This is a genomic window from Nocardia rhamnosiphila NBRC 108938 (assembly GCF_000720425.1).
Classification (GTDB): domain Bacteria; phylum Actinomycetota; class Actinomycetes; order Mycobacteriales; family Mycobacteriaceae; genus Nocardia; species Nocardia rhamnosiphila.
Window position 1 is genome coordinate 1 of sequence record NZ_JOAJ01000001.1, and the last position, 25169, is coordinate 25169.

Sequence of the window (25169 nt, forward strand, 5' to 3'; positions counted from 1 at the left end):
CCTGGCTCCACACCTACAATCACCACCGGCAACACACCGCCATCGGCAGGAAGGCCCCCATCAGCCGGTTGACCAACCTGCCTGGGCAGTACACCTAGGCTGGGCGGGTGCGCCGGTTCATTCTGTGGCTTCGAGACAACCCCGTCGTCGCGGACTCCGCGCTCGCGGCGGCGCTGCTGGTGTTCGACCTCACCATGGCCCGTGACAGCACCCACCTCGCCGCCTTCCTGGTGTTCTCGGTGCTCATCCCACTCCCGATCGTGCTGCGCCGCATCTATCCACGGGCCATGGCGGTGACCTTCATGGCACTGTCGATCTGCGCCGGCACCATCGGCTACCTCGTCGGCGACCCCACTGGGCACGCCGCACTGATCGGCCACGGGGTCATGCTGTACACGCTGGTCGCCTATGTCGGCCGGCGTGCCGGACTCTGGTATGTGCTGGCACTGGTCGCCGATACCGCCTATGGGATGGCGCTGCTGAGCGGATTCCGGGCCGGGGACCTCGCGTTCGTCTCGGTGTTCTTCGCCCTGTGCTGGGCGCTGGGCGAGTTCACCGGCGCCCGCCGCGCCTACGACGCCGAGGTGGCGGCCCGGCTGGCCGTCGCCGACTCCGACCGGGAACGCCGGGCGCACGACGCGGTCTCGGCCGAGCGCACCCGGATCGCCCGGGAACTACACGATGTGGTCGCGCATGCGGTGAGCGTGATGATCGTCCAGGCCGACGGCGCGCGCTTCGCCCTGCGCACCGACCCCGATACCACCGAACAGGCGCTGGTCACCATTGCCGGGACCGGGCGCGAAGCACTGCGCGAACTCCGCCGCACCGTCGCGCTGCTGCGCACCGAACACGCTCCCGACGAAGTCCCCCAGCACGGGACGGCGGGGCTCGCGGCAGTGGTGCAGCTGATGCGGGACGCGGGCCTGGCGGTCGAACTGGAACTGGCCGGTGAACTGGACGGCGTCGCACCCGAGATCAGTCTGGGCACACACCGCATCGTGCAGGAAGCGCTGACCAACACCCTCCGCCACGCCGGCGCCCACCCGAAGGCGTGGGTGCGGGTGCGGCGGCACGCCGACCACATCGAGGTGGAGGTCGTCGACTCCGGCGGGGTCCCGGTGCGGCCCGAGGACCGGATCCAGGGCAGCGGCCTGGGCCTGGCCGGAATGCGCGAACGGATGGCGGTGCTCGGCGGCAGTCTCGAGGCCGGGCGCCGGACCGACGGCGCCTGGCGGGTGTACGCGCGTATTCCGCTGTCCGCACCGGATCGGGAATAGGCGGCGGCCGCCACTACATTGGAATCCGTGCCGATCACCGTGCTCGTTGTGGACGACCAGGAACTCATGCGCGTAGGACTCAAGATGGTGCTCGGCGCACACCCCGATATCGAGGTGGTCGGCGAAGCCGACAACGGAGCCACCGCGGTCGCCCGGGCCGCCGAGCTGACCCCCGACGTGGTGCTCATGGATGTCCGGATGCCGGTCGTGGACGGCGTCACCGCCACCGGCCGCATCCTCGAGGCCGACCACGGCGCCCGGGTCCTGGTGATGACGACCTTCGACCTGGACGAGCACGCCCTGGGCGCGCTGCGCGCCGGCGCGAGCGGGTTCCTGCTCAAGGACACCCCGCCCGAAGACCTGATCTCGGCCATCCGCAGCGTCGCGGCCGGGGACGCGGTGGTGTCGCCGAAGGTCACCAAACGTCTCCTCGACCGGCTGATCGCCGAAGAACCCACGCCCTCGCGCGACCCCGGAATTCTCGAGGTACTGACCGCCCGCGAACGCGAAGTACTCGAACAGATCGCCGCCGGGCGGTCCAATGCCGAGATCGCGGGCCAGCTGTTCCTGTCCGAGGCCACGGTGAAGACCCACGTCGGCCGGGTCTTGACCAAACTGGGCCTGCGTGACCGCGTGCAGGCGGTGGTGCTGGCCTATGAAACCGGCGTGGTGCGTCCGGGCGGCTGAGTAAGCGGGACCTGCTTCGGCCCGCTCGGGTGCGAGTAACGCCACCCAGGCGACTGTGCTCGGGGCCCCGGGCGGCCCGGCACGCGGAGCGGCGTGCGGCCGAGAACCCTGAACCGGCGCTGCGGCCGGCCGCGACCCGGAGCGCAGCCGAGCTCACGGCTGCGGGTCCGAAGCCGGGCAATCCACGACATCGGGAGAAAATCGGACATCTCGTTCGTTGTCCGGGTAGTCCGACCGAAAGGTTCGCCCATGCCCGTCCTCGGTTTCCTCGTCTACCTCGTCGCCGAGATCGCTGTTTTCGCCGCCGCCGTCGCCTGGCTCGGCGCCGTTCCCGCCATCCTGTTGCTCATCGCCAGCTCCGCCGCGGGCATGCTGCTGCTCGGTTCGCAGTGGCGCCGGGTGGGGGAACAGTTCCGCCGCGCCTCGCGCGGTGAGATCACCCCGGGTGCCGCGGTCGCCGACGGTGCGCTGGTGGGCGCGGGCAGCCTGCTGATGTTCGTGCCGGGCCTGGTCACCTCGGTGGTGGGGTTGCTGATGCTCATCCCGCCGACCCGCGCGCTGTTCCGCCCGATGCTCGCCGCGCTGGCCGCCCGCCGGGTGGCGAAGATCGCCGGGGCCGCGCCGTACCGGCCCACGGTGATCGATGCCGATGTTGTGGACGGTGTCGTGGTGAGCGAGTGGTACACCGACGAGCGGCCGCCATCGAGCACTATCCTGGAAAAGCGGCTTCCGCCGGCGGAACAGCACCGGATCTAGGTATCGTCGGCCATCCGGTACTCGCCTCGTTCCAACCGGTCCAGCACACCGGCGGTCCAGCCGGTGAGATTGTCGAAGACCCCGCTCCACAGTTCGAGCAGATCGGTGGCGTGCGGGGGCTCGTAGCGGCCCGGATAGTCGCCGACCATAGCCCGCAGGTCGTCCCGGATCGCGCGGCTGCCCTCGCGTTGTTCGCGTAGTTTCGCGATGACGTGGGCGCGCGGCAGGGCGTCCATGAACGCGATGCCGGCGCCGAGTTCTTCCATGTCCGCGCTGGTCAGCGCCTCGTCCATCCGCTGCAGGAACTCCGCTTCGCCGGCGGGGGTGAGTTCGAACAGGGTCCGGCCCGGTCCTCGGCCGCCGTCCTCGGTGCCCAGGGTGCGCAGCTTTCCCTCCTGGGTGAGCTGTTTCACGGCGTGATAGATGGAGCCGGGCTGCACATTCGTCCAGGTATCGGCCCGCCAGGACAGCAGCTCGCGGCGTACCGCGTAACCGTGGGTCGGCTGCTGTCGCCGTGCCACCCCGAGAACCAGCAACCGTACCGCCGCCATCGTCGCTCCTTCCGTCATCGGAACAGTACGGTAGTCAAATTTGACTTCCGATCGTCGAACGGCCTAACCTCTGGTAGTCAAAATTGACTATTGAGAGGGTTCTCATGGGAGATACCGCGGTACCGGTGCTGCCCACCCGCGATCTGGCCCGCACGCTCGACTTCTATCGGGCGCTCGGTTACACGGTCACGTACGAACAGACGAAGCCCTATGTCTACGGCGCGATTTCGGCGCACGACTGCGACCTCCACTTCACCTCCGCTCCCGCGGGCCACGCGGCCAGGGAAGAGGCGGGTTGTCTGGTCATGGTCGATGACGTCGCGGACCGGCATCGCCACTTCAGCGCTGTGTTACGGGAACGGTTCGGGCGGATGCCCACACAGGGGCCCGGGCGGATCACTCGTTTCCGCGCCGGCCAGACCAGGTTCAGCCTCATCGACCCGGACGGCAACCGAGTGATCTATATCGCGCGAACGGAGCCGGCGGAACTCGAGTACGGGGGCTCGGCGAAACTGACCGGTCTCGCCCGAGTGCTCGACAATGCGCGGATCCTGCGCGATTCCAAGAACGACGACAAGGCCGCCGAACGAGCGCTCGAGTCCGGGCTGCGCCGCCACGGCGCGGCGGCCGGTGTGCTGGACCGGGCGCGCGCCCTGGCGGCGCTGGCCGAGCTCGCGATCGCGCGCGGAATCCCGGACAAGGCCGCCCAGCGCCGCGCCGACCTGGTGGCGCTCGGACTGACCGAGGCCGAACGGACGGAACTCGCCGCCGAGCTCGGCGCGGCAGACGACCTCGAGGAATGGCTACGGCCACAAGCCGATTGACCGATCACGCCGCGGCACGACATCTCGTGCACGGGGGGAACCCGCCGCGCCCGGATCCGGATGGCGCGCTACTCCGGGGTGGCCGGCTCGGTCCGCGGCGTGAGTTCGATACCGACGGTGCCCGACTTCCCGCGGCGCAGAACACTGCCGAACACCACCAGGGGCCCGGTGAGCCGGTACTTGCGGCGGATCAGGCGGCGGACCCGCGCGCTGCCGTCGGCATCGAGGACCCGGCCGGTGCCGTGGACGACCTCACCGCGCGGGGTGCCCTTGTAATCACAGGGCTGCAGCGTCACCTCCGGGTTGCGCCGCAGCCTTTTCACCTTCCAGCTGTCGGTGACGGTCCAGACGTAGAGCTTGCCTTCCTCGGCCACCGCCCACAGGGGTGTCGGCACCGCAGTGCCGTCCTTGCGGAAGGTGGTGAGCAGAACGTAGTCGGCGGTACCGACCGCACCGAGCGTGTTGGTCATGGAGTCAGCGTAATTCGCGGTGGGCCGGGCAGGTACCGATCGACCGGTCGATCGGGATCGTCGAGAGACTTGTCGGCGATCCGGGTGTTCGACCCGGTGCGGATTACGCCACCGGGCCGAACTCGCGCTGCGCGGCGGGCTCGTCTGTGCGCGAGTTCGATGGCGTGTCAATGTGAACCGCGAGGATGTCGATCCGCTACCCAGGCGGGTAGTGGCTCGCGCGCCGCCAGCCACCCCTCCGGTATGCCGCGTATCGAGCCGTAGTGGCCGACCCCCGTATGCGCTGCCACGATCCCACCGACAATCGCGGCCGTGGTGTCCGCATCCCCGCCCGCTTCGACACACGCGGTGACGGCAGCCGGATAGTCACCGAGGAAACTCGCGGCCACCCACAGCGTGAACGGCACCGTATCCTGGGCGCTGACCTGGGCGCCGTTGCCGAGTTCGTAGGCCGCTTCGGCCACGGACCGGCCGATCAGCCTCCGCGCGCGACGGATACCGTCCGCCGTCCGTCCATCGACCAGATACGGTTCCACCGCATCCAGTAATTCATCGGGTGCACACTCTTTTCCTCGTGCTGCCGCGGCGTAGCCGGCAGCGACGGCAACCACCATCGCGCCGACGATCGCTTCCGGATGCCGGTGGGTGACCTCGGCGGAAAGCGCGGCTTGCGCCGCTGCTCGATCCGGGTCTCCGGCGAAATACGCCCCGAGCGGGGCGACCCGCATCGCCGCACCGTTCCCCCATGATCCGCGGCCGTCGAAAACAGCACCTGCCGCGTCGGCCCAAGGGCGTCCGTCGCGAATCTCGTGCAGCACAACCACTGTGCCCGCGCCGTAGCCGCGATAGGGCTCACATCGATCAGCGAACACGGCCGCGAGCGCCTCGCGGTCGATATGGCCGCGGTCGCGGACTTCCGAATACACCGAACAGGCCATCTCGGTGTCGTCGGTCCATTGCCACGGAGGCGCCGGCGGTCGTCCGGCACGAAGGTCGGGTACGGAGCGACCGGGAACAAAGAACTGTGCACCCAGCGCATCACCCACGGACAGACCCTCGAGGCTGTCATAGGCAGTATCGGTGTTCGGCATGCTCGGTCGAGTCTGCCGATGAAAATCTTTTTCCGCAACGACTTGCGGTGGATACGGCGGAGCTGCCCGGATCCCTCGCTGAAACGATGAAGCCATGACCACCTTCCTGACACCGCAACAACGTGCCGGTCGCACCTCCGCCGCCGTCGACGCGGCCGTCGCGGCAGGGCGCGACCTCGGCCTGACCGTCACCGAACCCACAGTCCTCCACGACGTCTTCTCTGTCGTCGTGCACCTGGCGCCCGCGCCGGTCGTGGCCCGGATTCCCACCGTCCTGCCGCACCCGGAGGACCTCACCGCCCTCGCGCGCCGCCAGCAGGACGAGTTGGACGTGACACGTTGGCTCGCCGGCCGGGGTATTCCCGTGGTCGTGCCCAGCCCGCTCGTGCCGCCCGAACCCGTCCAGCGCGACGGTTTCTCGATGACGTTGTGGTCGTTCGTCCCGCAGGACCGGGACAAGGAACCCGACTATGTGGCAAATGCCGAGAGCGTCGCCGACCTGCACGCGGCGATGCGCCCATATCCGGGCGGCCTGGAGTTTCTGTCCGCCGCCGAACCGCAGTTCATCGCGGAAGGCCTCGCCCGGCTCGACCGGCACCCCACCCTGATCGGTGCGGCCGAGCTGGACCGCGCCCGCCGCGAGTGGCAGATCCTGGAACCTCTCGTGCGCTCGCGCACGGCCTTCCAGGATCGGTTCCCGGGTGTCGGCATCCAGCCGATCCACGGCGACTCCCCGCCCGCGAACATCTTCTCCGGGGTGGACGGGGACCGCTACGCCGACTTCGAACTGGTCACGCTGGGGCCCGTCGAGTGGGACCTGGCCGCCCTCGGACCCGAGCACGAGTCCGCCTACAACCGCGGGGCGCGGCGCAACGGCACGAGAGAACTGGACGCGGAGGTTCTCGGCTTCGTCAACGCTGTGGGCATGCTGCGGGTCGTCGCCACCCTGACGCTGGTACCGCAGCTGCCCGAGCTCATGGAGTACCTCGGGCCGGCTGTCGACCAGTGGCAGCGGATGCCCTTCGCCGGCGGCATGAACAGCTGACACAGCTGTTCACGGGCCAGGTGGCAATCGCCCCGGCCGGGACCGGAAACCACCGCTGTGTCCACCCCGGTCCGGGTGATCCGGCACGGCCGCGGGCCTGCCCACCCGCTCGGGGTCCGGACCGGCCCGCGCGACCCGGGCGGCGGTGCGGCAGACTGGACACCCGTGAGTACGCAGCTGCTGGTCGGAGGCCGGATCTACAGTTCGAGTGCGCCCGATGCCACCGCCCTGGCGGTGACCGACGGCGTCGTCGTATGGCTGGGCGCCGACCATGTGGGGCGTGCCCTGCATCCGGACGCCGAGGTCGTCGAGCTCGACGGCGCCTTCGTGACCCCCGCATTTGTGGAACCGCACCTGCACACCACCGCGCTCGGCCTGCAACTCGCGGGCCTCGACCTCTCCGCGGCACGTTCGCTCGCCCACTGCCTGGAACTGGTCGCCGAATACGCCGCCCGCCACCCCGACGGCGCGATTCTCGCCGACGGCTGGGACGAAACCCGCTGGCCGGAGGGCCGGCCGCCGACGGTCGCCGAAGTGGACGCCGCCGCCCGGCCCGGGCAAGTGGTATATCTGGCGCGGGTGGACGCGCACTCCGCGGTGGCCTCCTCGGCGCTGCTGGACGAGGTGCCGGGACTGAGTTTCGCGGCCGGGTTCGCCCCGGGGGAGCCGGTGCGGGCGGCGGCACACCATCTCGTACGCGCCGCGGCCCGGACCCGGCTCACCCGGGAACAGCGGGACGCGGCCCGGCGGACCGCGCTGGACGCCGCGGCCGCACACGGGGTGGCGGTCGTGCACGAATGCGCGGGTCCCGATATAGAAGGAGAAACCGATCTGCGCGAACTGCTCGCCTTCGAGCACGGTGTGCAGGTGCGGGCCTACTGGGGTCAGGCGGTGCGCACCGCGGACGAGGCGCGCACCCTGCTGTCCGACCTCGGGGCGCACGGGCTCGCCGGTGACCTGTTCGTGGACGGGTCCATCGGCTCGCATACCGCCCGGCTGCGCGACCCGTACGCCGACGACCCCGGGGCCGGGGTCTCCTACCTGGATGCCGGGGATATCGCCGCCCATGTGCGGGCCTGTACCGAGGCGGGCGTCCAAGCGGGTTTCCACGCGATCGGCGACGGGGCGCTCGACGCGGTGGTGGCCGGGTTCGGGCAGGTGGTCGCCGAACTCGGTGGTCCGGCCGTGGCCGCGCGCGGCCACCGGGTGGAGCACGCGGAACTGCTCGACGCCGCACAGATCGAGGCCCTCGCCGCCTGGGGTGTGATCGCCAGCGTGCAACCCGGGTTCGACCTGGCCTGGGGCGGACCCGACGGAATGTACGCCGAACGACTCGGCGCCACCCGCGCCGCGGCCCTGAACCCGTTCGCCGCCATGGCCGCGGCCGGTGTCTCGCTGGCCATCGGCTCGGACGCGCCGGTGACCGCGCTCGACCCGTGGGCGGCGGTCCGCGCGGCCGTGCACCACCGCACCCCCGGGCACGGTCTCTCCCCGCGGGCCGCCTTCGCCGCCGCCACCCGCGGCGCGTGGCGGGCCGGCGGCGTGCGCGACGGCGTCGCCGGAACCCTGGTGCCCGGGGCGCCCGCGTCGTACGCGGTATGGGAGGCGGGCGAGCTGGTGGTCGCCGCGCCCACCGATACGGTCCAGCGCTGGTCCACCGACCCCCGCTCCCGGGTTCCCGGACTGCCGTCGCTGACCCCGGACGCCGACCTGCCGCGCTGTCTGCGCACCGTGCGCGACGGTGTCCCCATCTTCCAGGCGTGATCTCGGCTCGAGTGGAACAGGATGCAGCAGTGAACCAGGGTGACGGGCCGGCGATCCGGTGGACCGGCGGGCTCGCCCGCTACCCGGTGGCGGTGCGGTCGGTGGCCGCGGTGTTCGCCGGTGTCCTGCTGTTCGGCAGCTTCCCGCCGCGGCCGTGGTGGTTCCTCGCGCCCGCCGGGGTCGCGCTGTTGACCCTGGTCGTGCGCAGCGGGCCCCGCCTGCGGGCCGGTTTCGGCTACGGCTTCCTCGCCGGACTCGGTTTCTTCCTTCCGCTCCTGCCGTGGACCGGGATCTATGTGGGCCCGCTGCCGTGGCTCGCGCTGTCCACCGCGTGTGCGGTGTACCTGGGCGTGTTCGGGGTGCTCGGCCGGATACTCGGCCGGCTGCCGGGATGGCCGCTGTGGCTCGCCCTGGCCTGGACGGCGGCCGAATGGGGCCGATCGAGTTTCCCATTCGGTGGATTCCCCTGGGGTCGATTGGCCTTCGGCCAGGCCGACGGATGGTTCCTGCCGCTGGCCGCCTACGGCGGAGCGCCGCTGGTGAGCTTCGTCGTCGCGCTGAGCGGTACCTGCGGAGCCGCCGTGGTTCTCGGGCTGCTCCGGCAGGCAGGTTCGCGCCGGACCGCGGCGAGCGCCGGGCCCCGAGGTGCCGGGAGCGCCGCGGCGGGCCGTGTGGAGCAGGGGGACGCCGGCAGCCGCGCGGATTCGGCCGGCGACGGCGCCGCGGGGCCGGGTGGCCGGGTGGCGACGGCGGCGGCCGCGGCGACCTGTCTGCTGCTGGCCGCCGCCGGGCTCGGGCTCGGGGCGACACTGCCCGGTCCACTCGAGGGGGACCGGACGATCACCGTGGCCGCCATCCAGGGCAGCGTGCCCCGTCTCGGCCTCGATTTCAATGCGCAGCGTCGGGCCGTGCTCGACAATCATGTCCGCCGGACCGAACAACTGGCCGATGAGGTGGCGAGCGGTCTGTTTCCGGCGCCGGATGTGGTCGTGTGGCCGGAGAACTCCTCCGATATCGACCCATTGCGTAATTCGGACGCGTCCGCGCTCATCTCGGCGGCGGCCCGGCGGATCTCGGCGCCGATTCTGGTGGGAGCTGTGCTGGTCAACGGGGACGGCACCACGACGAATTCGGTGATGGTGTGGACCGCGGAAAGTGGCCCGGGGGACCGTCACGACAAAAAAATAGTACAGCCTTTCGGCGAATACCTGCCGATGCGCGGATTCTTCCGGCTCTTTTCGGACTATGCGGACAGGGCAGGATACTTCGTTCCGGGTCACGGAGACGGAACAATTCGGGCCGCAGGTACGGAAATCGGGGTGGCAACCTGTTACGAGGTCGCTTTCGACCGGGCTTTCCGAGATTCGTTGCACTCCGGAGCGCAATTGCTCGCGGTCCCTACGAACAATGCGACTTTCGGCGACAGTGAAATGACTTACCAGCAACTGGCGATGTCCAGGGTGCGGGCTGTCGAACACGGGCGCTCGCTGGTCGTGGCCGCCACCTCGGGGGTCAGCGCGATCATCGCCGCGGATGGCACGGTGCGGCAGGAGAGCGCGTTGTTCACCCCCGAGGCGCTGGTCGCCGAGGTGCCGCTGCGTGATTCGCACACCCCGGCGACGGTGCTGGGGCCCTGGCCGGAGCTGGTCGCCGTGTTCGTGACGGCGGCCGGTGTGATGCTCTCGATCGTGCGGCGGCGAACCGCTCGCCGACCGGCCGAGACCCCCACGGCGCCTGTGTCCGGCTGACCGCCGGCCCGGATCTCGTCGCCACCGGCGAGTCTGCGATAACGCTTGGGCTGTCGGCGGTTCTTCCGGTTTGCACCTTGTTTATTTTTCGGTTTCGAGGGGTAAACATGTCGGCTCTTTGTGCGTAGTATCTAGGCAGCGCCCGGCCCCGCCGGGCAAGAAGTGAAGCGATCTTCCGCGTCTCTGCGTCATCAGCGTGCCGGAAATCGGACACCGCGGTCCGATAGCTGTTTCCGGCGCCAGGTAACCATTCGGTTTCGACTGCAATCCATTCACCGTGATGCTCCGAATAACCAGTCGTGAATCACACCCCACGGCCGGTACAGGCCGGTTGCGGGCTGTTCGGGGAGTGTCGAGCTGTAGAACGGAGTGATTGATGAGATCGTCGGCCACTGGGGTCGATAGCAGTTCGTCGGCGGAAGTTTCGGCCGAACCGTTTCCGCTCACACCCGCGCAGACAGCGATGTGGTATGCCCAGCGGATTCAGCCCGAGATCCCGCTCGTCGTCGTCGAGTACGTGAAGTTCCACGGTGATCTCGATCCGGGTCTGCTGCTGTATGCGATCGAGCGTTTCGGTGTGGAGACCGAGGTCGGCCTCCAGCGCATCGTCCAGATCGACGGAGTCCCTCATCAGGTGGTCGATCCGGCGGCGCGACCGGGCTGGGCGCGACTGGATCTGCGGTCCGAGCCGGACCCGGACGCCGCGGCCCTGGCCTGGATGAAGAACGACGCGCGCACTCCGGTCGACTTCGACCACGACTCCCTTGTCTTCAATGCCGTACTGCGCACCGGAGATCGCGACTACATCTGGTACTCCCGAGCCCATCACATCGTCATCGACGGTTATGCGGCGATGAACGCGCTGGTCCGCACCGCGGAGATCTACACGGCCTACTGCGAATCCCGGGAACCCACGGTGTCGCGCGCCGCCCCGCTGGCCGAGCTGTACGCGGGGGAGCGCGAGTACCGGAATACGCAGCGGTTCACCAACGACCGCATCTACTGGAGCGAAATCCTCGACGGCGCAGGGGAGGTCGTCAGTCTGTCCACCGTGGCCAATCCGCCGGCCACCGCGGACGCGGGCCGCCGGCTCGCCACCGCGGTCCTGAGCGAGGCCACCGAGGCGTCCGTCGCGGCGGCGGCAACGCAACGCAACGCGACCGATCCGATCCTGTACGCCGCGGCCATGGCCTGCTACGTCCGGTCCATGACCGGGGAAAACGACGTGGTATTGAGCCTGCCGGTCTCCGCGCGCACCACCGTATCGCTGCGCCGCTCCGCCGGAGTGGTGTCGAATGTGGTGCCGCTGCGGATCCGCTTCGAGCCCGGGACCACCGTCGAAGATGTCGTACGGGTGGTGGAACGCCAGATCACCGGCGCCCTCCGGCACCAGCGCTACCGGCACGACGATATCCGCCGCGACTGCGGATACGACCGGGACACCCGCGGTTTCTTCGGCCCGATGATCAACATCATGCTGTTCAGCAAGCCGCTGCGCTTCGCCGAATGCGAGGTCTCCGTCCATGTGCTGGCAACCGGGCCGGTCGAGGACCTCTCGGTCAACCTGTACAACGGTGACGGCGGCCGGGTCCATCTCGATTTCGAGGCCAACCCGCTGCTCTACAGCGACGACGAGGTCGCCGCCCACCACCGCCGGTTCCTGGGCTTCCTCGACCGTTTCCTCACCACCGGAGCCGACACCCCCGTCCGGGAGCTACCTGTGCTCACCGACGCCGAACAGCGCCAGGTGCTGCACACCTGGAACGATACGGCGGCCGAGATCCACACCGGCACGCTCGCGGGGATTTTCGCCGACCGGGTGCGGCACTGCCCGGATTCCGTGGCAGTGGAGTTCGAGGGTGCGGCACTGACCTACCGCGAACTCGACGCCCGGGCGAACCGCCTGGCCCGGAAGCTGATCGCGGCAGGCGCCGGACCGGAACAGGTTGTCGGGCTGTGCCTGCGGCGCAGTATCGAACTGGTGGTCGCGATGTACGCCGTGATCAAGGCCGGCGCCGCCTACCTTCCGCTGGATCCGGAGCATCCGGTCGCGCGGCTGGCGGGGATCGTGGACCGGGCCCGTCCGGTCGCACTGCTGGTCGCCATCCGTGACGGCCTCGAACTGCCGGGCAATGCCGAACTGCTCGCGGTCGACACCGCCGATCTCTCCGGTTTCGATCCCGCGCCCGTCACCGATGCCGACCGGATCTCACCGTTGCGCGGCGACCATCTGGCCTATCTGCTGTACACCTCCGGTTCCACCGGCGCCCCGAAGGGAGTCGGCATCACCCACGCGGCGATCGTGAACCGGCTCCGCTGGATGCAGCACCAATACCCGCTCGACCACACCGATGCCGTGCTGCAGAAGACTCCGGCGACCTTCGATGTCTCGGTCTGGGAGTTCTTCTGGCCGCTGCAGACCGGCGCCCGGCTGGTGGTGGCGCGTCCGGACGGACACCGCGATCCGGCCTACCTGGCCGGGGTCATCCGCGAGAAGGGCATCACCACAGCGCATTTCGTCCCTTCGATGCTCTCGGTCTTCGTCACCGATACCGAGGTCGGCGACTGTGCGTCGCTGCGCCGGGTGTTCTGCAGCGGTGAAGCGCTGCCGCCGGCCACCGTGCGCGATTTCCACGCCGCGTTGCCGGGCCCGGACCTGCACAACCTGTACGGGCCCACCGAGGCCGCGGTCGACGTGACCTACTGGCACTGCCCGCCGGACCCCGAATCCGTCCCGATCGGTTCGCCGGTGTGGAACACCCGCACCTATGTCCTCGATGCGGCGCTGCGCCCGGTCCCGCCGGGCGCGGTGGGGGAGCTGTATCTGGCCGGTGTGCAGCTGGCGCGCGGCTACCTCGGCCAGGCGCCGCTGACCGCCGAACGGTTCGTGGCCGATCCGTTCACCCCGGGCGCGCGGATGTACCGCACCGGTGATCTGGCCCGCTGGCAACTCGGGTCCGCCGGAAGCCGCCGCGGGGTACTGGAATATCTGGGCCGCACCGATTTCCAGGTCAAGATCCGCGGGTTGCGCATCGAACTCGGTGAGATCGAATCCGCGCTGCTGGCCGACGAGCGGATCGCCCGCGCGGTCTGCGTCGCCCATCGCACCCCCGCCGGCGATCGGCTCGCGGCCTACGTGGTGGCGCGCGGCGGGGCGGCCCTCGAACCGGACGCGGTCCGCGCGGAGCTGGCCCGCGCGCTGCCGGGGTACATGGTTCCCGCCACGGTCACCGTGCTCGACGAACTGCCGCTGAACAGCAACGGCAAGATCGACCGGGCGGCGCTGCCGGCCCCGGGCCCCACCGAACAGCGGGCCCGGACCGCGCCGCGTAACGAGGTGGAAGAAGTCCTGGCCACGATATTCGCCGAACTGCTGGGTGTGCCCGAGATCGGCATCGAGGACGGCTTCTTCGAACTCGGCGGCAACTCGCTGGTGGCCGCCCGCGCGGTCGCGCGGATCAACACCGCGCTCGGTACCGCGCTGACCATTCGTGATCTGTTCGAGGCCGGCACCATCGTCGAACTGACCGACCGATTCTCCGTCCGCGAACCGGACCTCGCCTCACCGCAACTGGTTCCGATGGTCCGGCCCGAGCGGATCCCGCTCTCACCGGCCCAGCAGCGGCTCTGGATCCTGAACCGCTTCGCCGAGCATGCCGCCGCCTACAACATGCCGCTCGCGGTCCGGCTGGACGGCATCCTGGATATCGAGGCGTTGCAGGCCGCGCTGCTGGACGTGCTGGAGCGGCACGAAAGCCTGCGGACCACCTTCCCCGAATCCGGCGACGGCCCCTACCAGCGGATCCATCCGGCCGCCGCCGCCGGGCTCTCGCTCGAGGTGATCGAAGCCGACAGCGCCCGGATCACCGGTCTGGCCGCCGAGTTCGTGTCCCGGTCGTTCGATCTGCGCACCGAGTTCCCGGTCCGGGTCGCCCTGTACGCCCTCGACGACGACAGCCATGTACTCGTGCTGGTGCTGCACCACATCTGCGGCGACGGCTGGTCGGTCGCGCCGCTGGCCCGGGATCTGACCACCGCGGTCGAGGCACGGGTCGCCGGCCGGGCGCCGCAGTGGACTCCGCTACCGGTGCAGTACGCGGATTTCGCGCTGTGGCAGCGGGAACTGCTCGGCGAGGAATCCGATCCGGGCAGTGCGCTGAGCCGGCAGATCACCCACTGGCGGGCCGAGCTGGCCGGGCTGCCCGATCAGCTCGACCTCCCGTTGGACCGGCCGCGTCCCGCCCGCCGCTCCACCGGAGGCGGGCGGGTCTCGTTCACCATCCCGGCCGGAACCCGCCGCGCGGCCGCGGAACTGGCGGTCGCGCGCGGGGCGAGCATGTTCATGGTGGTGCACGCCGCGCTGGCCACCCTGCTGGCCCGTATCTGCGGGAGCACCGATATCGTGATCGGGACCCCCATCGCGGGCCGCACCGATCCGGCGCTGGACGAACTGGTGGGGATGTTCGTCAACACCCTGGTGCTGCGCACGGAGGTCGATCCCGGCGCCGATTTCGACCGGATGCTCGATATCGTCCGGGAAACCGATCTGAACGCCTTCGCCAATGCCGATGTTCCGTTCGAGCGGCTGGTCGAGGTGGTGAACCCGGAGCGCTCCGGGGCACGGCATCCGCTGTTCCAGGTGATGCTGTCCTACGACAACGCCGGGGAACTCGAGCTGGCGCTGCCGGGGGTGCGCACCGAGATCCTGCCGCTGGACGGCGCCATCGCGAAATTCGACCTCCAGCTCGAGATCCACGACGACAACGCCGGCGGTGAACTGCACGCCGAGATCGGTTACGCGACCGATCTGTTCGACGAGCGGACCGTCGCCGCGATCGCGCGTCGTTTCGTCGCCGTGCTGGACGCGGCGGTCGGCAACCCCCGGCGGCCGGTCGGCGATATCGAGGTGCTGGAGCGGCGTGAGCGCGGCAACCTCGTTCCGCTGGCGGGTGGACCCGCCGAACCACCGGTGCTGCTGGCCGACCTGTTCGGCCGGTCGGCTGTCAAGGACCCCGACGGGGTCGCCGTCCGTTACCGCGGACGGGACACCACCTACCGGGAACTGGACGAACGCGCGAACCGGCTGGCCCGCCTGCTGATCGAGCAGGGGGCGGGGCCCGAAACCGTGGTCGCGCTGGCGCTGCCGCGCGGTCTGGACGCGATCACCGCGGTCTGGGCGGTCGCCAAGACCGGCGCCGCCTATGTCCCGGTCGATCCGGGCTATCCCGCGGATCGGATCGCCCATATGCTCACCGATTCCGGCGCCCGGCTCGGGGTCACCGGCCGGGAACAGGTCGCGGCGCTGGCGGAGGTGCCCGGCGCCGTGGAATCGTGGCTGATCCTCGGCTCGCCGGATGTCGAGATCGACTGTGCCTCCGTCTCCGCGGCGCCGATCACCGATGCCGACCGGATCGCGCCGTTGCGCACCGCGCATCCGGCCTACCTGATCTACACCTCCGGTTCCACCGGCACGCCGAAGGCCGTTGTCGTCACCCACGCCGGACTGGCCTCCTTCGCCGCCGAACAGTGCTATCTGTTCGGCGTCACCCCGGCCGCGCGCACCCTGCACTTCTCCTCGCCGAGTTTCGATGCCTCGGTGCTCGAACTGCTGCTCGGATTCGTCTGCGGGGCCACCGTGGTGATCGCGCCGCCGGATGTCTACGGCGGTGCCGAACTCGCCGGGCTGCTGCGGGCCGAAGCCGTCACCCACGCATTCGTCACGCCCGCCGCCCTGGGCACCGTCGACTCGTCCGGGTTGGCGCAGTTGCGCAGTGTCATGGTCGGCGGTGAGGCGTGCAGTCCCGAACTGGTGGCGGCCTGGGCCGACCGGTACCGCATGCACAATATGTACGGCCCGTCGGAGGCGACGGTGGCCGCCACCATGTCCGGCCCGATGCGGCCCGGGCGCCCGGTGCCGCTGGGCCATCCGGTGCGCGGTATGCGGTTGTTCCTGTTGGACTCCCGGTTGCGTCCGGTACCGCCCGGTACTCCGGGCGAGCTGTATGTCTCGGGCCCCGGCGTGGCCCGCGGCTATCTGGGCCGGCACGGCCTGACCGCCGCCCGCTTCGTGGCGAGCCCGTACGGCCGGCGCGGCGAACGGATGTACCGCACCGGCGATCTGGTGGTGGCCGACCGGACCGGCCGGCTGCGGTTCCTCGGCCGCGCCGACGATCAGGTGAAGCTGCGCGGCTTCCGGATCGAACTGTCGGAGATCGACCATGTACTGCGCGGCCATCCCGGGGTGCGGTCGGCGCTGACGGTGGTGCACACCGACGCGCACGCCCGGCAGCGGCTGGCGGCCTATCTCGTCGCCGACCGCACGGTGGATCCCGCCGCGGTCCGGGCGGCCGTACGCGGGCAGCTGCCCGCGTACATGGTCCCCGACGCGGTCACCGTGCTGCCGGAGTTCCCGAAGACGCCCGCGGGCAAGCTGGACCGTAAAGCGCTGCCCGAACCGGTGTTCCTGAACACGGGGACCACCTCGCGCGCCCCCGCCACCGAGGCCGAGCGCCGGGTCGCCGAGGTCTTCTCGGAGGTGCTGGGCTGCGCGGTGACCGGCGCCGAGGACCCGTTCTTCGACCTGGGTGGCAACTCGCTGCTGGCGACCCGGCTGGTCGGCGAGCTCTACGACCGGTTCGGGGTGGACCTGCCGGTCCGCACGGTATTCGAGGCCCCCACCGTGGCGGCGCTGACCGAAGAGTTGCTGCGGACTCCGACCACCGCCCGGGTCCCGCTGACCGCCTACGATCCGCGGCCGGCGCGGCTGCCGTTGTCGCTGCCGCAGCAGCGGCTGTGGTTCCTCAACCGGTTCGCTCCCGAGTCCAGCGCCTACAACATCGCGTTCGTTCTCGATATCGACGGCGCGCTGGACGTCCCCGCGCTGCGGGCGGCGCTCGGCGATATCGTCGAACGGCACGAGGTCCTGCGCACCGTCTTCCCCGCCGACGGAGACGGTGCCCAGCAGCGCATTCTGCCCGCGGCGTGGGCACTACCCACCCTGGAACTCCAGGAGACCGATCACGCGGGCGCCGACGCCGCGCTCCGGGAAACGGCCACCACCGGTTTCGATCTCACCGTGGGAACGCCGCTGCGGGCGACACTGCTGCGCACCGGGACGGACCGCTACCGGCTCGGCGTGGTGCTCCACCACATCGCCGCCGACGGCTGGTCGATGGGGCCGCTGATCCGCGACCTGGCGCTGGCCTACCAGGCCCGCCGCGCCGGGGCCGCGCCGCAGTGGTCACCGCTGCCGGTGCAGTACGCCGATTTCGGTCTCTGGCAGCGGGAGCATCTCGGGAGCGAGACCGACCCGGACAGCCTCGCCGCCCGCCAGCTCGGCTACTGGCGGGACCAGCTCGCGGGCCTGCCCGACGAACTACCCCTGCCCTACGACCGGCCCCGCCCCGCCGAACCCGAGCAGACGGCCGCCTCGGTCCGCCGCCGTATCCCGGAGCCGGTGCGCGCCGCCCTGGTGGACCTGGCCCACGCCGAGGGCGTGAGCCCGTTCATGCTGCTGCGTTCGGCGCTCGCGGTACTGCTGCGGGCGGTCACCGGTGGCCGGGATATCGCCATCGGTACCCCGGTCGCCGGACGCACGGACAGCCGGCTCGGTGAACTGGTCGGGATGTTCGTCAATACGCTCGTGCTGCGCTCTCCGGTCGATCCGGCGCGCTCGTTCGCCGATCTCCTGCGCGGGGACCGGGATACCGAGCTCGCCGCGCTCGCGCACGCCGATATCCCCTTCGAACAGGTGGTGGCCGCGCTCGGGCACGATCCGCGCGCCACCGCGCGCCACCCGCTGTTCCAGGTCGCGCTCACCGTGCAGGACACCCCGGTGCCCGACCTGGCACTGCCCGGGCTGGCGGTGCGGGCGGCCCCGCTCGATATCGCGCGCGCCAAGTTCGACCTGGAATTGCGCGCCGGTGATCTCACCGACGGCGACCTCGAATTCGTCTATGCCGACGAACTGTTCGACGCGGCCACCGTCGAGACGCTCGCGGACCGCTTCCTGCGGGTGCTCGCCGCGATCGGTGCCCGGCCCACCGTGCCGGTCGGCGATATCGACACCCGCACCGATGCCGAACGCCACACCCTGTGCCCGGCCCGCGGCCCCGCCCCCGGCATTCCGCGCACCCTGGGCGCCCTGTTCGGTGCCACCGCGCTCGCCCACGGGCCGCGTCCGGCGCTGTACGAGGACGAGACGGTACTCACCTACGCCGACCTCGACCGTCGCGCCAACCGCCTGGCCCGCGCGTTGATCCGGCGCGGACTGGGTACCGGCGACAAGGTCGCCCTCGGGCTCACCCGGTCCGCGGATTCGGTGACGACCATGCTCGCCGTCGCCAAATCCGGGGCCGCCTTCGTCCCGGTGGATCCGAACTATCCGGCCGAGCGTGTCGCGCATATGCTCGCCGACTCCGGCTGCTCGGTCGGTATCACTCGCAGCGGGTACGCCGAACGGTTGCGCGCGGCGGGCGGCGGCGAGATCGACTGGCTGCTGCTGGATTCCCCCGCGGGCCGCAGTGAGATCGGCGGTGAGGCCGCGGGCCCGGTATCCGACGGCGACCGGCTGCGCCCGGTACGGATCACCGATGCGGCCTATCTCATCTACACCTCCGGATCCACCGGTAAACCCAAGGGCGTCACCGCGACCCACGGGGCGCTCGCCGATCTCGCCGACGAGTTCCGGGACCGGCTGGCGGTGAACCCGGCCGCACGCACCATGCATTTCTCGTCACCGAGTTTCGACGCGGCGGTCCTGGACCTGCTGCTCGCGATCGGGGCCGGCGCCGCCATGGTCATCGTGCCGCCGGAGGTGTACGGCGGTGACGAACTGGGCGAATTCATGACCCGCACCGGGATCACGCACACCTTCATCACCCCCGCGGCGCTCGCCACCATCGACCACGAACGCTGGCCGCTGCCGGCGCTGCGAGGTCTCATGGTCGGCGGCGAGAACGTCGGCCCGGAGCTGGTGTCGCGCTGGGCGCCCGGCCGTCGCATGTTCAACGCCTACGGGCCCACCGAAACCACCGTCGTGGTCTCGGTGACGCCGATCGCCGCCGGGCATCCGGCCGGGCTGGGTGACCTCATCCGCGGCACCCGCGCCCTGGTGCTCGACGAACGCCTGCGGCCCGTGCCCGCGGGGGTCCCCGGTGAGCTGTATCTGGGTGGTCCCGGGCTGGCCCGGGGCTATCACGAACGTTCCGGGCTCACCGCGGCCCGGTTCGTCGCGGACCCCTACGGCCTGCCCGGTGCCCGGCTCTACCGCAGCGGTGATGTGGTGCGCTGGTCCCGCCACGGCGGGTTGCGCTATCTGGGCCGCAGCGACAACCAGGTGAAGATGCGCGGCTTCCGGATCGAGCTCGGCGAGATCGCCGGCGCGCTCACCGCGCATCCGGCGGTGCACTTCGCCCATGTCGAAGTGCGCCGGCTCGGCGATTCGGACCGTTTGGTCGCCTTTATTCATCCGGCCGATCCCGCGCGGCGTCCCGAACCCGAGGAATTGCGCGATCATCTGAGCGGCCGCCTGCCCCGGCATATGATCCCGGCCGCGTTCACGCTGCTCGACGAGATCCCGCTGACCCCGGTGGGCAAACTGGATACCGCCGCGCTGCCCGAACCCAGGGCCCTGTCCGCCACCGCATCCGGTCGCACGCTCGGTTCGGATACCGAACGTCAGGTCGCCGCGATCATGGGCGAGCTGGTGGGCGTGACGATCACCGACGCCGAAGAGAGTTTCTTCGATATCGGCGGCAACTCGCTGCTGGCCACCCAGCTGGTGGGTCGCCTGGACGCGGCCACCGGAGTACGGCTGCCGGTGCGGGCGGTATTCGCCGCCCCGACGGTGGCCGAACTCGCGGCCCGCCTCGACGGGGAATCCGCCGGCACCGGGACCGCCCTGATGCGCCGGGAGCGGCCCGAACGGATTCCGCTGTCCCCGGCCCAGCAGCGGTTGTGGTTCCTCAACCGGTTCGGCGGCTCGGACACGGCGGGCGGCGCGTACAACATCCCGGTGGTGCTGCGGTTGCGCGGTCCGCTCGATCACGCGGCGCTGCGCGGCGCGCTGCACCGGGTGCAGGAACAGCACGAGACCCTGCGGACGGTGTTCCCGGAGATCGACGGGGAGCCGGTGCAGCGGGTGCTCGACGCGGCCGATGCCGCGGTCACACTGCACGCGCCGGTGGCCGGCGACGCGGGCCACGGGGCGGCGATCGAACGGTTCATCACCCCCGGATTCGACCTGTCCACCGAGATACCTTTGCGAGCAGCGCTTTTCGTGGTGGCCCCGGACGAGCACATCCTGGTGCTGGTGGTGCACCACATCGCGATGGACGGCTGGTCGCTGGAACCGCTGGCCGCCGATGTGGCGACGGCCTACCGGGCGATCCGGCTCGGCGCCCGGCCCGACGTCGACCCCGAACAACTCCAGTACGTCGACTACACCCTGTGGCAACGGGAACTGCTCGGCAGCGAGGACGATCCCGCCTCCCCGATCCGCCGGCAGCTCGACTACTGGCGCACCAGGCTGGAGGGCCTGCCCGAACTGCTCGCCGTCCCCGCCGACCGCCCGCGTCCACCGGTGCCCTCCTATCGCGGCGGCACCGTCGAAGAGCGGGTCGACGCCGGGGTGCACCGGGAGTTGCGCGGTCTCGCCGCGCGCCACAATGTGAGCCTGTTCATGGTGCTGCACGCCGCGCTGGCGGTGCTGTTGCACCGGATGACCGGCGTCGGTGATATCGCCGTCGGCACCCCGGTCGCCGGCCGGGGGCGGCCCGAACTCGACCGGATGATCGGCATGTTCGTCAATACGCTGGTCCTGCGGACCCCGGTGGCCCACCACGATCGGTTCACCGATCTGCTCGATACCGTGCGCGATACCGATCTCGATGCGTTCGGGCACGCGGAACTGCCGTTCGAGCGATTGGTCGAGGTGCTCAACCCGGTCCGCTCCCAGGCGCACCACCCGCTCTTCCAGGTGATGCTGTCGGTGCGCGACGAACCGGTACGCGCCCTGGAACTTCCGGGGTTGAGCATCGAGGCGATGGATATCGACGCCGGTATCGCCAAATTCGATCTCCAGTTCACCCTCACCGAATGCCGCGGCGCCGACCGGTCGCCGGACGGTATCGGCGTGGCGGTGAACTACAGCGGGGATCTTTTCGACGAACCGACCGCGGCCCGGCTCGGCCGCCGCCTGGTCCGGTTGCTCGGCGCGATCGCCGCCGACCCCGCCGTGGTCATCGGTGACCTGGAACTCCTCGAGCCGGCGGAATGGTCGGCGCTGGCGCCGCTGCGTCGTGCCGATCCGGACCAGCCGTGCACCCTGGCCGAGGTCTTCGCCGCCGCGGTGCACGTCGACCGGCAGGCGGTGGCGCTCGCCGGTGCGGGTGTGGAGGTCACCTACGACGCGCTCGACCGCTGGAGCAACCGGCTGGCCCGGGTGCTGGTGGGGTACGGGGTGGGACCGGAAACACTGGTGGCGCTGGGCATTCCGCGGACCGTCGAATCGGTGGCCACCGTCCTGGCGGTGACCAAGACCGGTGCCGCCTTCGTGCCGGTGGATCCGGGCTATCCGGCCGCGCGCATCACCCATATGCTCTCCGATTCCGGGGCGGCCCTGGGGCTCACGCTGGCCGAGTACCGGGAGCAGCTGCCCGAGGGGGCCCACTGGCTGGCCCTCGACGATGCCGAGGTCCGCGAACAGGTGCTGCGGGCGTCCAGCGCTCCACTCACCGACGCGGACCGGATCACCCCGTTGCGGATGGACAACCCGGCCTACGTCATCTACACCTCCGGTTCCACCGGAACCCCCAAGGGCGTGGTGGTCACCCATCGCGGACTGTCCAATTTCGCGGCGGAGACGGCCCACCGCTTCGATGTCCGGCCGGACAGCCGCATCCTGCACTTCGCGACCCCCAGTTTCGACGCCGCCATGCTGGACCTGCTGTTCGCGCTCGGCGGCGCGGCCACCCTGGTCCTCACCCCGCCGGGGGTGGTCGGTGGCGCGGAACTGGCCCGGGTACTGGTCGCGGAACGGATCACCCACGCCTTCATCACCACAGCGGCCCTGGCGACGGTGGACCCGGAAGGCGTCACCGATTTCCAGCACGTCCTGGTCGGGGGCGAGGCCCTGCCGGCCGAAGTGGTGGCGCGCTGGGCGCCGGGCCGCAACCTGCACAACGTCTACGGTCCGACCGAAACCACCATCGTCACCGTCATGTCGCCGCCGCTGGTACCGGGTGGTCCGATCCCGATCGGTGAACCGATCCGCGGTGTCGCTGCCATGGTGCTCGACGCCCGGCTGCGCCCGGCGCCGCTCGGGGTCACCGGCGAGTTGTACCTGGCCGGTGGGGCGCTCGCCCGCGGGTACCACGACCGGCCCGGGCTCACCGCCCAGCGTTTCGTGGCCAATCCCTTCGGTAAACCGGGGGAGCGGATGTACCGCACCGGCGATCTGGTGCGGATCCGCACGGCGCGCGACGGCGGCCCCGGCGATATCGAATACGTCGGCCGTACCGACCATCAGGTGAAGATTCGCGGTTTCCGGATCGAACTGGGCGAGATCGACGCGGCGCTGAGCCGGCATCCGGCGGTCGAGTTCTCCTACACCGCCGGGCATCGCACGGCAGCGGGCGCAACCGCTCTGGTGTCGTATGTGAAGGCCGCGGCGGGCGCCACCGCCGCCGAACTCACCGCGCATGTGTCCGAACTGGTGCCCAATTACATGGTTCCGCAGTCGATCATGCTGATCGACCGGCTACCGCTCACTCCGGTCGGCAAGCTCGACCGATCCGCCCTGCCCGAACCGGTGTTCACCGCCGCGGAGGGCTACCGGGCGCCCGCCAACCCGGTGGAGGCCGCGCTGTGCGAGATCTTCGCGGAGGTCCTCGGGGTCGACCGGGTGGGCGCCGGGGACGGATTCTTCGAACTGGGCGGTAACTCGCTGCTCGCCACGAAGGTGGTCGGCCGGGCCCGCGAGGCCGGGTACGACCTGCCGATGCAACTGCTGTTCGGCGAGTCCACCCCGGCCGCGCTGGCCGCCCGGCTCGGCGACGGCACTGCCGCCGATGCCATGCAACTGGCGCTGGCTCCACTGCTGCCGTTGCGCCCCGGCACCGGTACCGGCCGGCCCCCGCTGTTCTGTGTGCATCCGGCGATCGGGTTGTCCTGGTGCTACGCCGGCCTGCTCGCCGAACTGCCCGCCGACCAGCCGGTCTACGGTCTGCAGGCACCACAGGCGAGCGGTGAACCGGGATTCGGTTCGATCGGTGAAGCGGCCGAGCGCTACATCGCCCATATCCGGACCGTGCAACCGCACGGGCCCTATCAGCTGCTCGGCTGGTCGCTGGGCGGTCTGATCGCGCACGAGATCGCCGTGCGACTCCAGGCGGCCGGCGAGGAGGTCGCGCTGCTCACCATGCTGGACAGCTACCGGCTCTCCGACGATCTGGCCACCGAAGCCGTGCCCGGCGTCGCCGAGATCCTCGGCGAATTCGGCGGCGATCTCGTCGCCGACGGCGCGGAACCGACCCTGGCCGAGGCCGCCGAATTGTTGCGGTCGCGGCCCGGCCCGTTCGCGGCACTCACGGTGGACCATCTGGAACGGCTGTACGCCGGCTACGCCGACGGCACCGTCCAGGCCAATGGTTTCCGGCCCGGTGTGTTCGACGGCGATCTGCTGTTCTTCGCCGCCGGCACCGACCCGGTGAACCTGGCCGCACCCGATCGTCGCCCGGAGGCCTGGCGGGGTTTCGTCACCGGTGCCGTGCGCGCCTGGGAACTGGCATGCACCCACGCGGAGATGACGACCCCGGAATCCCTGGCCGTGCTCGGACCCGTGCTCCGGGAACACCTGCGCGGGGCGGCCACGACATCGCAGCCCGGTATCGAAACGAAGGAGAACGCTCGGTGAAGCCCGCGGTACAGATCACCGGCCTGGTGAAGTACTACGGCCACGTCCGCGTTTTGGACGAGGTCGATATCGAAATCCCCGAAGGTACGGTGCTGGGGTTGCTCGGTCCCAACGGTGCGGGTAAGACCACCGCTGTCCGGATCGTCACCACCCTGCTGCGCCCGAACGCCGGATCCGTCCGGGTCGCGAATGTCGACGTCCTGCACGATCCGGCGGCGGCCCGCAAACTCATCGGATTGTCCGGCCAGTACGCGGCGGTGGATGCCAACCTCACCGGCTACGAGAACCTGCGGATGGTCGCGCGGCTCTACGGGATGTCGCGCGAACGCGCGGTCTCGCGGGCCCGGGAACTGCTCGGGGAATTCGGGCTCGAGGATGCCGCGGACCGCCGGGCGGGAACCTATTCCGGCGGGATGACCCGGCGCCTCGATCTGGCCGGTGCCCTGGTCGCCCGTCCGCCCGTGGTGGTTCTCGACGAACCGACCACCGGACTGGATCCGCGGGCCCGCAACGATATGTGGCGGGTTATCGGCGAACTCGTCCGTGACGGCACCACGGTCCTGCTGACCACCCAGTATCTCGAGGAAGCCGACCGGCTGGCCGACCAGATCACCGTGATCGACAAGGGCCGGGTCATCGCCCGCGGTTCGGCCGACGAACTCAAATCCTCGATCGGCGGGGACCGGCTCACCGTCACGCTGAGTCCCGGACAGGATCCGGCGCCCGCACTGCGGGTCCTCGCCGAGGTCGGAATCGGCGAACCCGCACACGAGGCGAGCGTCGACGAGGTGTCGGTGGTGGTCGGTGACGGTTCCCGCACCATGGTCCAAGCCCTGCGCCGGCTCGATGACGCAGACGTGAACGTCGTCGACGCCCGGGTGCACCGGCCCAGCCTCGACGACGTCTTCCTGTCCATCACCGGCTCCCCGGCAGCGCCGGAATCCGAGCCGGAAACCAGTGACGTCCCCGAGGAGATCATGTCGTGAGCACCGCAGAAGTGGCGGTCGATCAAACCACCGGCCCGACCGATGAGACGGAGGG

General features: G+C 70.4%; 12 protein-coding genes. 9 read left to right on the forward strand and 3 right to left on the reverse strand.

The window, feature by feature from the left end; all coding sequences use genetic code 11:
* Positions 1-107: 107 nt before the first annotated feature.
* From IG75_RS0100010 to IG75_RS0100020, 3 genes are all read left to right on the forward strand, one after another.
* The gene (locus IG75_RS0100010) at positions 108-1277 is read left to right on the forward strand and encodes a sensor histidine kinase (protein WP_030519027.1); all 1170 of its coding nucleotides are present in this window, start codon (positions 108-110) and stop codon (positions 1275-1277) included.
* A 27-nt stretch (positions 1278-1304) separates the two neighbouring features.
* Entirely contained in the window at positions 1305-1964 is a 660-nt protein-coding gene (locus tag IG75_RS0100015; RefSeq protein WP_030519028.1) for a response regulator, read from the forward strand.
* A gap of 249 nt (positions 1965-2213) precedes the next feature.
* Positions 2214-2720, forward strand: a complete 507-nt coding sequence (locus IG75_RS0100020) for an FxsA family protein (RefSeq protein ID WP_051714010.1) — start codon at positions 2214-2216, stop codon at positions 2718-2720.
* On the opposite strand, the gene IG75_RS0100025 is transcribed toward IG75_RS0100020, so the two are convergent.
* Positions 2717-3271, reverse strand: a complete 555-nt coding sequence (locus IG75_RS0100025; protein WP_030519030.1) for a PadR family transcriptional regulator — start codon at positions 3269-3271, stop codon at positions 2717-2719. The two genes, IG75_RS0100020 and IG75_RS0100025, sit on opposite strands and share 4 nt — an antisense overlap.
* A gap of 104 nt (positions 3272-3375) precedes the next feature.
* Here IG75_RS0100025 and IG75_RS0100030 point away from each other — a divergent pair, with 104 nt between their 5' ends.
* Positions 3376-4095, forward strand: coding sequence for a VOC family protein (locus IG75_RS0100030; protein WP_030519031.1), 720 nt, complete (start codon positions 3376-3378; stop codon positions 4093-4095).
* A gap of 68 nt (positions 4096-4163) precedes the next feature.
* Here the strand turns inward: IG75_RS0100030 and IG75_RS0100035 are convergent, their stop codons facing one another.
* On the reverse strand, positions 4164-4565 hold the full coding sequence (locus IG75_RS0100035) for a PPOX class F420-dependent oxidoreductase (protein WP_030519032.1): 402 nt from the start codon (positions 4563-4565) through the stop codon (positions 4164-4166).
* Between the two features lie 167 nt (positions 4566-4732).
* Complete coding sequence (locus IG75_RS0100040) at positions 4733-5656, reverse strand: ADP-ribosylglycohydrolase family protein (RefSeq protein ID WP_030519033.1); 924 nt, start codon at positions 5654-5656, stop codon at positions 4733-4735.
* A gap of 94 nt (positions 5657-5750) precedes the next feature.
* Between IG75_RS0100040 and IG75_RS0100045 the strand changes: the two genes are divergently transcribed.
* From IG75_RS0100045 to IG75_RS0100065, 5 genes are all read left to right on the forward strand, one after another.
* The gene (locus tag IG75_RS0100045; RefSeq protein ID WP_030519034.1) at positions 5751-6701 is read left to right on the forward strand and encodes a phosphotransferase; all 951 of its coding nucleotides are present in this window, start codon (positions 5751-5753) and stop codon (positions 6699-6701) included.
* A gap of 165 nt (positions 6702-6866) precedes the next feature.
* A complete protein-coding gene (locus IG75_RS0100050) occupies positions 6867-8465 on the forward strand; it encodes an amidohydrolase (protein WP_030519035.1) in 1599 nt (532 codons plus the stop codon).
* 29 nt (positions 8466-8494) lie between these two features.
* Complete coding sequence (gene lnt / locus IG75_RS0100055; RefSeq protein ID WP_245713147.1) at positions 8495-10213, forward strand: apolipoprotein N-acyltransferase; 1719 nt, start codon at positions 8495-8497, stop codon at positions 10211-10213.
* Positions 10214-10589: 376 nt separating this feature from the next.
* Positions 10590-24128 (forward strand): non-ribosomal peptide synthetase, encoded by a 13539-nt coding sequence (locus IG75_RS0100060; protein WP_030519037.1) that lies wholly within the window; start codon positions 10590-10592, stop codon positions 24126-24128.
* Positions 24125-25114 (forward strand): daunorubicin resistance protein DrrA family ABC transporter ATP-binding protein, encoded by a 990-nt coding sequence (locus tag IG75_RS0100065; protein ID WP_030519038.1) that lies wholly within the window; start codon positions 24125-24127, stop codon positions 25112-25114. Before IG75_RS0100060 ends, IG75_RS0100065 begins: the two co-directional genes overlap by 4 nt.
* Positions 25115-25169: the final 55 nt, after the last annotated feature.